Origin of the sequence: Synechococcus sp. R5-12 (assembly GCF_047502655.1) — a bacterium.
Lineage (GTDB): Bacteria > Cyanobacteriota > Cyanobacteriia > Thermostichales > Thermostichaceae > Thermostichus.
In genome coordinates this window covers 1-12,207 of the sequence record NZ_JANSIM010000074.1, presented here as the reverse complement: position 1 = coordinate 12,207, position 12,207 = coordinate 1, and the positions used below count along the sequence as shown (strand labels likewise).

Annotated in this window: 13 protein-coding genes; 7 read left to right on the top strand and 6 right to left on the bottom strand. The window is 60.0% G+C overall.

Features of this window, described 5'->3' with window-relative positions:
• Nucleotides 1-117: 117 nt before the first annotated feature.
• A complete protein-coding gene (gene proB / locus NW843_RS04590; protein WP_041436197.1) occupies nt 118-1,233 on the top strand; it encodes a glutamate 5-kinase in 1,116 nt (371 codons plus the stop codon).
• A 74-nt stretch (nt 1,234-1,307) separates the two neighbouring features.
• Here proB and raf1 read toward each other — a convergent pair whose 3' ends face one another.
• The 4 genes from raf1 to infC all read right to left on the bottom strand — a co-directional run bounded on the left by raf1 (nt 1,308) and on the right by infC (nt 5,687).
• The gene (gene raf1, locus NW843_RS04585; protein ID WP_414522236.1) at nt 1,308-2,411 is read right to left on the bottom strand and encodes a RuBisCO accumulation factor 1; all 1,104 of its coding nucleotides are present in this window, start codon (nt 2,409-2,411) and stop codon (nt 1,308-1,310) included.
• Nucleotides 2,412-2,575: 164 nt separating this feature from the next.
• Nucleotides 2,576-4,522 carry a serine/threonine-protein kinase gene (locus NW843_RS04580; RefSeq protein ID WP_414522235.1) on the bottom strand — a complete coding sequence of 649 codons (1,947 nt, stop codon included), beginning with the start codon at nt 4,520-4,522 and terminating at the stop codon, nt 2,576-2,578.
• Nucleotides 4,523-4,649: 127 nt separating this feature from the next.
• On the bottom strand, nt 4,650-5,114 hold the full coding sequence (gene bcp / locus NW843_RS04575; RefSeq protein WP_011432174.1) for a thioredoxin-dependent thiol peroxidase: 465 nt from the start codon (nt 5,112-5,114) through the stop codon (nt 4,650-4,652).
• Between the two features lie 15 nt (nt 5,115-5,129).
• Nucleotides 5,130-5,687, bottom strand: a complete 558-nt coding sequence (gene infC, locus NW843_RS04570; RefSeq protein WP_011432175.1) for a translation initiation factor IF-3 — start codon at nt 5,685-5,687, stop codon at nt 5,130-5,132.
• 293 nt (nt 5,688-5,980) lie between these two features.
• Here infC and NW843_RS04565 point away from each other — a divergent pair, with 293 nt between their 5' ends.
• From NW843_RS04565 to NW843_RS04540, 6 genes are all read left to right on the top strand, one after another.
• A complete protein-coding gene (locus NW843_RS04565; protein ID WP_414332053.1) occupies nt 5,981-6,247 on the top strand; it encodes a hypothetical protein in 267 nt (88 codons plus the stop codon).
• Between the two features lie 41 nt (nt 6,248-6,288).
• Nucleotides 6,289-7,674, top strand: a complete 1,386-nt coding sequence (locus NW843_RS04560; protein ID WP_414522237.1) for an aspartate ammonia-lyase — start codon at nt 6,289-6,291, stop codon at nt 7,672-7,674.
• Between the two features lie 40 nt (nt 7,675-7,714).
• Entirely contained in the window at nt 7,715-8,455 is a 741-nt protein-coding gene (locus NW843_RS04555; RefSeq protein ID WP_011432178.1) for a Uma2 family endonuclease, read from the top strand.
• Between the two features lie 79 nt (nt 8,456-8,534).
• Nucleotides 8,535-9,923 (top strand): MFS transporter, encoded by a 1,389-nt coding sequence (locus NW843_RS04550; RefSeq protein ID WP_414418882.1) that lies wholly within the window; start codon nt 8,535-8,537, stop codon nt 9,921-9,923.
• 57 nt (nt 9,924-9,980) lie between these two features.
• Complete coding sequence (locus tag NW843_RS04545; RefSeq protein WP_414522234.1) at nt 9,981-10,109, top strand: hypothetical protein; 129 nt, start codon at nt 9,981-9,983, stop codon at nt 10,107-10,109.
• A gap of 8 nt (nt 10,110-10,117) precedes the next feature.
• Nucleotides 10,118-10,288 (top strand): EAL domain-containing protein, encoded by a 171-nt coding sequence (locus NW843_RS04540; RefSeq protein ID WP_414522233.1) that lies wholly within the window; start codon nt 10,118-10,120, stop codon nt 10,286-10,288.
• A 14-nt stretch (nt 10,289-10,302) separates the two neighbouring features.
• Here NW843_RS04540 and NW843_RS04535 read toward each other — a convergent pair whose 3' ends face one another.
• Both NW843_RS04535 and chlG read right to left on the bottom strand, forming a co-directional pair.
• Nucleotides 10,303-10,764: a hypothetical protein gene (locus NW843_RS04535; protein WP_414343398.1), complete on the bottom strand. Its 462-nt coding sequence runs from the start codon at nt 10,762-10,764 to the stop codon at nt 10,303-10,305.
• Nucleotides 10,765-10,953: 189 nt separating this feature from the next.
• On the bottom strand, nt 10,954-12,060 hold the full coding sequence (gene chlG / locus NW843_RS04530; RefSeq protein ID WP_414522232.1) for a chlorophyll synthase ChlG: 1,107 nt from the start codon (nt 12,058-12,060) through the stop codon (nt 10,954-10,956).
• Between the last annotated feature and the right edge of the window lie 147 nt (nt 12,061-12,207).

Below are 12,207 nucleotides of genomic sequence, written 5' to 3'. Positions count from 1 at the left end.
TTCCCTGCCCTGAAGGACGGGGCTTGCCGCGCCTTTTGGTCAATACAGCTGCGTCTTGACTCCGCTATGGTGGCGCTATGGTGAATAGAGGGGTGGGAGGATGGGTTGAGAGCGGCGATGGCAACAACAGACGTGACGGTGGTGGTGAAGATCGGCACCTCCAGCCTGACAGATACTCAGACCGGCTTGTTGCGTCTTTCGGTGTTGGGGCCGCTGGTGGAGGTGCTGACCCACCTGCGCAGGCAGGGGTATGCGGTGATCTTGGTCTCCTCTGGGGCGGTGGGGGTGGGCTGTGCTCGCCTTGGCTGGCGGCAACGACCGACGGCTATTGCCGAGAAGCAGGCGGTGGCTGCGGTGGGACAGGGGCGGTTGATCCGCCTTTACGATGACCTCTTCTCGGCTCTGAACCAGCCAATTGCCCAAGTGCTGCTCACCCGCGGCGATCTGGTGGAGCGCAGCCGCTACGTGAACGCCAATCGCACTTTTGCCCAACTGCTGCAGATGGGGGTTATTCCCATCGTCAATGAAAACGACACGGTGGCAGTGGAGGAGCTGAAATTCGGCGATAACGACTCGCTTTCGGCGTTAGTGGCCAGCATGGTGCAGGCCAAGTGGCTTATCCTGCTCACCGATGTGGACAAGCTCTATTCGGCTGACCCCAACCGAGATCCCTCTGCCCAGCCCATTGAGCGGGTGTTGCCCGGGATCCCGCTACAGGTGAAGGCCGAAGCCCAGGGGAAAAGCGGCTGGGGCACCGGCGGCATGGCCACCAAACTGACCGCTGCTCAAATTGCTACAGCTGCAGGGGTAACGGTGGTGATCACCAATGGCAAACGGCCTGAGCAGATCCCGGCAATTCTGGCCGGCGAGGCCATCGGCACCCGCTTTGATCCGGCTCCTCAGCCCGCCAGCGCCCGCAAGCGATGGATTGCCTACGGCCTCATCCCCGAGGGATCTTTGACTTTGGATGAGGGGGCGGTACGAGCGGTGTGCGAGCAAGGGCGCTCGCTGTTGCCGGCAGGGATCACAGCCATTTCTGGGGAGTTTGAGGCGGGGGCTGCCGTGCGCCTGTGCGATCCCAGCGGCCAGGAGGTGGCGCGGGGCCTGGTGAACTACAGCGCCGAGGAGCTGCGGCAGATTAAGGGCAAAAAAACCGCCGAGATTCCCCGCATCCTGGGCTACGAAGGGGTTGATACTGCCGTCCACCGGGATAACTTGGCCTTGCTCAATTGAGGCCATGGGGGCGAGTCCAGGCGTGGTGCTCTGCACCACTAGCACGAATGGCTACAACGGCGGGATCCCAACGCCTATTCTTCCAACTGCCAGGGATCCTGAGCCAGCACCTCATCGAAAACCCGCGGGGGGCGCACGGCCATCAGCACCTGGCCCAACAGGGGAGAGGAGGGCGAGTCTTCTATCCACTCCACCGCCAGGGATCCGGCCCGATCCACCAGGAAAAATCCCGCCATCTGAGCTCCCTCCCAAACCCGAGCGGCGCGATCGACCACTAGCAAAACCGGATCCTGTTCTTCACCGGCAGGCACCGGCAAACCCAACAGGGATCCCAAAAGCCGGTTTTCCACCTGAAGGATCACCGGATCCCCGGCCTTTTGAATCACCGGCCAAGCAGGCAAGGCCATCCAAGTCTGCTCCGCCGGGCTGTTGACCCAGCCAAAGGGCCCTTGCGGCTCGCTGGGGGGGATCCCTTCCCAGGCGGCAGTTGCAAGAGGCAGGGAGCCGGCCACCGGCAGCAGGCGCGGCAGATCTTCTTCCAAGCGAAACACCGACAGCTTGGGCAAAACGCTGCGTTGGGGGCGGGAGCTGGTGGCAATCGTGGACAAGAGCTGCTCCACCTGTCGGCGGGCTGTATCACTGTGGACATACTGAAACGCTCGACCGATAGCCCGAGTTCGCTCCTGCAGATCGCGGGTTTGCTGGGCCGTCCGCCAGGCTTGATAGGCCACCGCATCGCCGGGGTGATCCGTAAACCCTTCCGGAAGCTGTTGGAGCTGGGCATAATTTTTCACGGCGCGGGCGATCTCATGAGCATCAGCGGCATTCAAATGGCGACTGAAGATAAATTCCGCCACCCGAACCCGATCCTGTGGAGAGAGAATGCGCAACTCGTAGAGGATATCGCTACCTTTGTGGGCAAAATGCTCCAGAACTGCTGGGCTGGCTCCTGCTTTGGCTATCCCTTCGTAAACTTGGGCCGCAACGATGATCTGGTTTTGGTGAATGGGCTCAAACCCGGTTGCCTCGAAGATGGCCTGGGGAGTCATTTTCTGTCGTTGCAAAGCTTGACAGGCCTTGGCCCAATCCAGCCACCGGCCCTCTTTGCGGCGCAGCCGCTCTACCAACAAGCTGGGATCCTCCTCCACAGCAGCAGGTTCCGGCAGATACTGACTCATGCTTGTTCTCCAACAGGCTGGACAGATCACCACTCCCCTGGTCCACAGCCCAGCAGAGCTGGCCGGGCATCTGGCCAAACTTGATCTTCAAACTTGATCTTAGGGCTGATAGCGGTTCTGGCCGAGTCCGGTCGCGACAGCGGGACGGAGTCCTTGGCGAAACTCTAGATCGCTGGGTCGCACAGCATCACCTGGGAAGGCTGTCCACTCACCGGCAAGCAGTTCAGATCCAATTGCCAAAGCTGAGACAGGTGAGATTTCTCTGCTTTGGGCACCTGCAGCCAAATCTTGCCCCTTTGGCCCACCTGCAACACCTGTGAGCCGTTAGGCACAGCTACTTGGGCCAAGGGATCCCCTTTTTCACTGTACAGCCAGAGGGAAGTGGATTGCTCGCCCTCTCGACACAACAGCAGCACTCCCCAAGGAGCCTTGGCCATCTGGACAGGCCAACCTTTCAAAAACCAGCGGCGCACCCGCAGCGGATTCACCTGCACCGAGTCGAGATAGGGGCAGAAATCCTGCTGGCCTTCCTTGCCCCCATCTGTTGCCGCGAAGAGCAACCGTTCCCCCAGGCTGATCACCATCCCTTCGGGATCCAAGGGCAGGCGATGGCGAACGGGCTGGGATCCCGTCTGCAGAGACCAACCGGTCGCGACAGTGGGATGGTGTCCCTTGGGATAGGGCAAGAGGCTCATCTCCACCCACTGCTGCCCCACACCTGTCAACAAAACCAGATGCTCCGAGAGGGCCAGCAAGCGGGACAGGGATCCCTGCCAAGGCCAACGAAAATAGCAGCGGGAATCGGGGAAAGGCTGTGTTCCTGTCGACGTGGCCGGCTGCCATTGTACGGCCCCCAACTCTTGGGCGGTGGCCCAGACCAGCTCCTGTCGCTCTGCCAGCCAGGTGGCCTGCCAATCCTCCTCAAAGCTGAGCAAGGTGCGGATGCGGCTGGGGCTGAGGTGCAAAAGGCTGCTTCGGGAGAAGGCCAGGGCTTCCGGGAAGGTGTTCAAGGGCAGCACCGCCCGAATTGGCTCGTCCAGGGAAAAACGGGCCAAAGCAGGGGATCCCAGGGCAAGGTTCTGGAGCTCCAGCCATTCCAGCCTCTGGGGGGTCACCCGCAACAGCAGCGGGGATCTGGAGCCGCTGGGATCCTCGCAGATGCAGAACTTTTGCTCGGCCAGGAACCCCATCCCGCCAGTGTCAACAGAGCCCAGATCCGGCAGATCCCAAACCTGTACCCCAGGGGGCGGCCATCTGGGCAGGCGAGGGCCAACCCAACAACTGGCCGGCTCTTGCCACTCTTGGGCAACCACCGCCAAAGCCGACCGCATTTGGGCAGCAGTGCGGAACCGCCGCAAGGGCAACTTGCGTAGGGCTATCTCCAGCACCTCCCGCAGCGGGGCAGGGATCCCTTCGGGACAGACAAACGGCTGGTTGAGGTGGGCGTGCATCAACTGGCCGGGGGATCCGGAAAAAGGCCGCCGGCCTGTCAACAGCTCCAGCAGGATGATCCCCACCGCGTAGAGATCCGAGGCAGGGCTAAACTGACCGTAGAAGCGCTCGGGAGCCATGTAGGCAGGGGATCCGGTGGCGCTGATCTCATCGGGAAGAGGCTGGGAGTGGCGGGCAATGCCAAAGTCTGTCAGCTTCAGTTGCCAGCCCTGGGGCGTGGGCTTGAGCAGGATGTTCTCGGGCTTGACATCGCAGTGGATCACCCCCTGCCGGTGGGCATGATCTAACCCGGCCAAAATCTGATCCACAAAGCCCAAAACCTGCTTGACCGGCAGCCACAGCCCTTGCTCCACCTGGTCGATCAGCTCCCGCAGCGTGCCTCCCTCGCAGTACTCCAACACCAGGTAGCGACCTTCGCGGGCATGTTCGAGGGCGTAGCAGCGGGTAATGTTGGGGTGGTTGAGGGTGAGCAGATGGCGCAGCTCCCGCAGCAGATTTTGGGTGGGAAAGCGCTCCGCCGGCAGCTCCTTCAGGGCCACCAGGTCTCCTCCTTGACGGGGACGGGCACAGAATACACGCCCGTACTGCCCTTGGCCGGCCAAACCCAACATTTGGTAGCTATCGTGAATCGACTTGAGGGTACGGCTGCGTCGGGACACGGCCCTAGCCCACGAGGAATCAATACCGGCACTTTACATCTTTATTTTGCTCTTTTCGTTCCCGTCTTGGCTCAGGTTCCAGAACAACGAGCCCAGCAGCAGGTCTGCCGAACTCCCACCGGAAAGCTTAAGAGCCGGTCAACTGCTTGAGCAGCTCCGCTGCGTGGGTTTCCACCTTGACCTTGGTGATAACGGCCTCGATCTTCCCCTCCGGATCAATAACAAAAGTGGTGCGGTGAATGCCGTTGTACTCTTTGCCCATGAACTTTTTCGGCCCATAGACCCCGTAAGCCCTGGCCACCTTGGCCCCCTCATCCACCAACAGGGGGAAGGGCAGTTGCAGCTTCTGGGCAAATTTTTGGTGGGAACGGGCATCGTCGGCGCTCACCCCCAAGATGGCGATGCCGTGGGCTTGATAGTCAGCGTAGGCATCCCGAAAGCCGCAGGCTTCTTGGGTGCAGCCGGGGGTGTTGTCCCGCGGGTAAAAATAGAGCACCACCCGCTGTCCCCGCAACTGGCTCAAGCTGATGGGATTGCCCTCGGCATCGGGCAGGGTGAACTCCGGAGCCGGATCCCCAACGGCAAGGGGCATGGGTGGGATCCCTCCTCAGACCGATTTTTTGGGAGAGAGAATCATCGTGATGTTTCGCCCTTCCTTTTGGGGGGGCTGCTGCATTTCCGCCACTTCTTGTAAGTCTTTGAACAAGCGGTGCAGCAATTCTTCCCCCAACTCGGCGTGCTGGGCCTCACGACCGCGGAACATCACCGTGGCTTTCACCTTGTCTCCATCCCCCAAGAACTGTTGGGCGCTGCGCAGGCGCACGTTGTAGTCGTGCTCGCCGATGTTGTAGCGAAACTTCACTTCCTTGATCTCGGCAGTGTGTTGCTTCTTGCGGGCCTCCCGTTCTTTCTTCTCCTTCTCAAACTTGAACTTGCCGTAGTCCATGATGCGGCAGACGGGCGGGTCGGCCTTTTCGCTCACCAAGACCAAGTCCAGATCTTTTTCTTCTGCCAGGCGCAGGGCTTCGCGCGGGCTCATGATCCCCAACTGAGTGCCGTCGGTATCGATAAGGCGGATTTTGGGGAAGCGGATGCGCTCGTTGATAGCCGGCAGCTCTGCACGCTGCTTGCGGGGGAAGCGGTCAGGTGGACGCTCTACGGTCAAGTTTTCCTCTCTCAACGAAATAACAACACAAGACAAATGCTAAGTAGGACTAGCCCCCTTCGGAGCAGTGCCGAACCCTGAGTTTGGACTCTCCAATCAAAGTCGGCCACTGGCCCGCAGGCCAAGGCAGGCTGCACCTATACTAACCGGCATTTTCCGTCTCTTTCTAGAGCCGTCAAGCGTTGTCAAGGCCCGCTCACTTGGGGATCCTGCCAGGCCGCGGTAGGATACCAAAGTGGCGATCTTGAACAGGATCGAGGGTTGTTTGTCGGCCAGCAGGGAGGGCAGAAGCGGTGCAGCTCGGTTTAACGGAACGGGAACTGACAGAGTTGGCCCAAAAGTCGGTTCAGCTCATCCTGAGCCCGCGGGAAGGGGATAGCGAAGCGCTGATCCAGTACAAGTCTTCGGCAGAATTTCGAGCAGGGGTGCATCTGGCCTGTGCGGCCATGGTGTTGGTCTTGGCAGAGAACAACGAGCGCCTCAGCCAGCAGTTGCAGGCTACTTTACAAAACTTATCTGCAGCCGTCGAGACACCCTCAGAGAAGGCTGCCGGAAGCTAGCCCAGGGATCCGCGAACGGGGGAGGAAAAGCCTTGGCTGAGGTGCGCAGCGAACGAGACTCAATGGGGGAGCGGCAACTACCCCAGTCGGTTTACTACGGCATCCAGACCGCCCGTGCCCTGGAGAACTTCCCCATCAGCGGCCTCAAGCCCCTGCCAGAGTATGTGGAGGCCTGCGTGCTGATTAAAAAGGCGGCGGCGGAGGTCAACGGCGAGCTGGGGTGCATTCCGGCAGAGGTGGCCAAGGCGATTGTCCAAGCGGCGGATGAGATCCTCCAGGGATCCCTGCGGGATCAGTTTGTGGTGGATGTGTACCAGGCGGGGGCGGGCACCTCCCACCACATGAACGTCAACGAAGTGCTGGCCAACCGCGCTCTGGAGATCCTGGGGGAGCCCAAGGGCCGCTACGAGCGGGTCAGCCCCAACGACCATGTCAACTACGGCCAGTCCACCAACGATGTCATCCCCACCGCCATTCGTCTGGCTGCCCTGCTGCGGGTGCGACGGGATTTTCTGGGCACGCTGGACAATTTGGTAGCGGCGCTGGAGCAGAAGGCCCAAGAGTTTCGCGGCATCCTCAAGGCCGGTCGCACCCATTTGCAGGATGCGGTGCCGGTGCGGCTGGGGGATAGCTTCGGCGCCTACGCGGCCATCTTTGCCCAACACCGTCGCTGGATTGAGGAGGCCAGCCAGGCCCTGTGCAGCTTGGGGCTGGGGGGAAGCGCCGTCGGCACCGGCCTCAACACTCATCCCCAGTACCGGCAAAAGGTGGTGCAACGGCTGGCAGAGTATACCCAGTTGCCCCTCACCCCTGCTCCCCACCCCATGGCGGCGATGCAGAGCATGGCCCCCTTTGTGCATCTGTCGGGATCCCTGCGCAACCTGGCCCAAGATGGCATCAAGCTGGCCAACGACCTGCGGCTGATGGATTCTGGCCCCAAGACCGGCCTGAAGGAGATCCAACTGCCGCCGGTGCAGCCCGGCTCTTCCATCATGCCTGGCAAGTACAACCCGGTGATAGCCGAGATGTTGAACATGGTCTGTTTCCAGGTGATTGGGCTGGATACCGCCATCACCCTCGCAGCCCAAGCGGGGCAATTTGAGCTCAACGTGATGATGCCCCTGATTGCCTATGACCTCCTGCACAGCCTACAGATCCTAAACAACAGCCTGCGGGTCTTCACCGAGCGCTGCATTCAAGGCATCACCCCCCAACCGCAGCGATGCCGCGGCTACGCGGAAGGGACGCTGGCTTTGGTGACTGCTCTCAACCCCTACATCGGCTATTTGCAAGCTGCAGAGGTGGCCAAGGCTTCTCTGGAAACCGGCCAGCCCATTCGGCAGATTGTCTTAGAGCGCAACTTGATGACCCCGGAACAGGTGGCCAAGGTGCTGGATCTGGAGGCGATGAGCCAAATGCAGTCCTAACCCATTCGCTACAGTGGAGGCATACTGCTCCTGCCTGGCCATGACCATCGCCCCCTATCGCTGGCCCACCCAGCACGACTTGCCCGATACAGACGACACCCCCTTGGACAACGAGGATCAAGGCCGCCAATACCCCCTCCTCCGGGAACCGCTGCTGCTGCACTGGTCAGATCGGCAAGACTTTTTTGTGGCTTGCAATATGGGCCTTTACTACGCCCTACCCCGGCAGGTCATTGTTCCAGATTTGTTTCTGGTGCTGGGGGTTCCCCGTTGGCGGGATGGCACTGCCCGCAAAAGTTATGTGGTTTGGGATGAAGGGAATATCTTGCCTATTCTCATCTTGGAGATCATCTGCAACGACCAGGGGGAAGAAAAACCCGGACAAGCCAAATTCCAGCTCTACGAAAGGCGGCTGCGGATCCCCTACTACGTCACCTTCGAGCTAGAGACCGATGAGCTGAATGTTTATCAACTCCAGGGCGGACACTATGAGCTGCTCCCCGGCTCAGGCGCTGGAGAACATCCCCCAATTCTGTTGCCCGATTTGGACTTGAGTATCGGTCGGTGGTGGGGATCCTACGAGGGGCGAGAACGCTTTTGGGTGCGCTGGTATGATAGGGCAGGGCAATTGTTGCCTACGGGAGCTGAACTAGAACGGCAGCGGGCTGAATTGGAACGGCAACGGGCTGAATTGGAACGGCAGCGGGCTGAATTGGAACGCTCCCGAGCCGAACGACTGGCCCAGCGGCTACGGGAACTGGGAGAAGACCCTGAATTTTGATCAGCTTTTCCAGGGATCCCCAAAAAAGAAATCTCCACCTACCCCCTACACTGGAATCCTGGCATTCCAGGGGGACATGATGACCAGACAGCGACTCAGTTTGTGGACGAAGCTGGCCTATGGGGTGGGGGATCTGGGCACAGGCATGACGGCCAACATCCTCATCTTTTTCCTGCTGCCCTTTCTCACCAATACCGTTGGCATGTCGGCAGGCCTAGCCGGCAGCATCTACGCCATCACTCGCTTTTGGGATGCCATCAACGATCCCATCATCGGCATTCTCAGCGACCGCACCCGCACCCGTTGGGGCCGTCGCCGCCCCTGGCTGCTGTTTGCAGCCCTCCCCTTTGGCCTCACGTTCCTGGCCCAGTGGTGGATCCCTTTTCCCGGTCGGATTGGCCCCCTGTTTGCCTACTACCTGGCGGTGTCGCTCTTGTTCAATACCTTCTACTCTGCGGCCAATATTCCCTACGCCTCCCTGACAGCGGAGCTGACCCAGGATTATGACGAGCGCACCCAGCTCAACCAATTCCGCTTTGCCTTCTCTGTAGGGGGCAGCATGGTTGCGGTGGTTACCTTTCCGCTCTTGGTCAACCTGCTGCCGGATCGGGCTGCCGGCCATCTGCTGGCCGGAGCCTGTTTTGGAGTGATCTCGGCTGTGCCCTTGCTGATCTGTTTTTGGGGGGTGCGAGAACGGTATCCATCCCAACGGGATCCCATGCCCCTGGTTCAACAACTGCGGGTGGCCTTCAGCAACCGCCCCTACCTGTTTGTCAGCGGCATCTACCTGTGTTCTTGGCTGGCGTTTCAGTTCACGGCCACGATCATCCCCTACTTCATCGTCTTCTGGATGGGCCTGCCGGAGGTGTGGATTTCCTTGGTGGTACTGGCGGTACAGGGGATCGCAGTGCTGACGCTGTTTGGCTGGACCCAACTGAGCACCCATCTGGGCAAGCGCACCATGTACCTTATCGGGGCGGGGTTTTGGCTGATCTCGCAGGCAGGCCTGTTTTTTCTCCAGCCCGGCCAGCAGGGGATCATGATTGGGCTGGCTCTGTTGGCCGGCATTGGGGTTTCTGCTACAGCCTATCTCGGCCCTTGGTCGATGTTGCCGGATGTGATCGATCTGGATGAACTACAAACCGGGGAGCGGCGGGAGGGGATCTTCTACGCTTTTATGGTCTTCTTACAAAAGGTGGGCCTGGCGCTGGGACTGTTTTTCGTGGGGCAAGCTCTGGATTGGGCCGGCTTTGTGCCTTCGGTGGCCGGAGAGGCCCTGCCCATCCAGCCGGAATCGGCTTTGTTGGCCATCCGCATTGCCATCGGCCCCTTACCGGCGGTGGCCCTGATCGGCGGGATCCTGCTGGTGTGGTTCTACCCAATCACCCGGCAGCGTCATCAGCAGATCCTGATGGAATTGGAAGAAAGACGGCAACAATACCACCCCAGCACCGAAAGATCTCCTTAGACCGCAAAATAGGCTACGGTTTCTAGCGGCAGAGCAACTGGCGCAATTGCGGGGGTTTTGATCTTCGGCCCAGGCTACTCCTCTCTCAGCCGCCTGCACAATTACCCCATCAATAGCCTGAAAATCGATCGCTCCTTCATCTCGCGCTGGGGGCCGAATGGAGAAAATGCCGAGACCATTGCCTGATCATCACCTTGGCCCACAGCCTGGGAATGGACGTCACTGCCGAGGGGATCGAAACCCTACAGCAACTGCACTTAATGAGGTTGTTGAACTGCGAGTACGGCCAGGGCTATTTCTTCGCCAAACCTCTCCAGCCTGCGGAGGCAGAGCAGATGCTGCGCTCACAACTCGACAAGAGATGAAGGGATCCCTGCCCTCAGTCTAGGATGATGCGCAGGCCGCTACCCGAGGGAGTCGCCGGTTCAGGGTTGGGCACAATCCGCAGCCCACTGCCGGAGGGCCGGGTCACCGTGTTGTCGATGTTCACAAGGAAGGTGTTGGATTGGCCGTCCCGCTCATACACCACCACGTCGTTGCGGTTGAACTGGGAGCGACAGATGATGGGGGAGTTGTCGGCAGCAGTAGCCGCACTGCAGCGGTAGCCAGGGGCAGAGACGATCTTGCCTTCTTCATCGATGGAAAAAGGAACTGCAGAGGGCAAGATTGGAGAAAAGACCGGCTGGTCGGGATTGAGGATCACCGAGCCACCTGTGCTGGGTTCTACCACGATCCCCCGCCCGTCGATGACGATCCGCTGCGCTTGGGCGGGAGAGACGGCCAGCGGCCCCAAGAGCAAAGCCAGGCTTAGGCCGAGTTGGAGGGGAAACAACAGCTTCATTGGATATCTCCTTTGGCCCAGGGCCATAACAGCTTCCAGGGATCCGCCAACGATCCTTGCAGGGGATGGATCCCTGGCTCAACTTAACTTGATCTTGACTTGACTTGATCTTGGCCCAGATGTCGGGCCGAACCCAGGGCGGAAGCCGTCACCTCTGTTGCCAAGATGGGCACTTTGCCGTCGGCTCGACTACCACAGCCCCGAGTGGCCCAACGCCAGCCCGACCACCAACATGCCCAACACCAAAAAGGGCTGCGCGCTGGCTTGGTATTTCACATCGTTGTTCAAAGGATCCCGCAGCAGGTACATATCTTGGAAGGTTATTTGCGGGATGATCAGCAGCACCAAAAGGGCCGCGTAAAGTTTTAGGCCCGCCCCCAGCAAAAACGAGGCCATGCCGAACTGGAACAGGTCGATCATCAGCACCGAGATCCAAGCGGCCCCCATTGCCCCAAACATCACCGGCAAAGAGGCCAAGCCAAACTGCCTATCCCCCTCGACGCTTTTGAAATCGTTGACCACGGCAATCCCCAGCCCGGCCAAGCTGTAGATCAGCGTCAGGATGCAGACCGTCCAGTTCAGCTCGCCGAACAAGGCGTGACCCGTCCACCAGGGCAGGGCGATGTAGCTGGCACCAAGGGCATAGTTGCCCAGCCAGCCGTTGCGTTTGAGCTTCAGGGGGGGCGCCGAGTAGATGTAGGCAATCAGGGCTCCCGCCAAGGCAATGCAGGTGATCACCGGGAAGTCATGGCCCGTGTACCAGTCCAGAGCGTAGGCCAAGCCCAACCCCAAGATCAGCAGCACCCAGATCTGGATAACCACCCGCTGCAGAGAAATAGCGCCGGAGGGAATGGGGCGGTAGGGCTCGTTGATGGCGTCGATCTCGCGGTCGTAGTATTCGTTCACCGTTTGGGTATAGCCCGTCATCAGGGGGCCTGCCAGGATCATGCCCACCAAAATGAGAGCCACGTTCTCCCAAGTCCAGGTGAAGTGACCCGAGGAAGCCGCCCCCGGAATCAGACCCCACACCAAAGGGATCCAGGTGACAGGCTTCATCAGCTGCAGGTGCAACTGCCAAATGGAGCGAGACTCCACCTCTGCTCCTTTCATGCCCAGCAGTTGACGGACACGCTGCGCATTCGACCCGCCGGTGCCAGGGGATCCCTTGCCGGGATCCGAGTCTGGGGTGGTTTCTTCCGCAGTAGCTCCTACCTCCTCTAAACTGGGCTCTGCAGCAAAGGCCATCTCAGCCGCCATTTCCGGCAAGGAGGGATCTTGAGGGATCTTTTCGCTCATGGTGGGATGCGCAATCAAACTGCAATAACGGGGATAACCACCCCCATTCTGAGACATCCTAGCCGGATTGCTCAAACAAGAGGAAAGAGTCAGAAAGTTTAAAGTCAGCTAGAAATCGCAGGAGCCCCGCACTGTACCCGTAGGGTC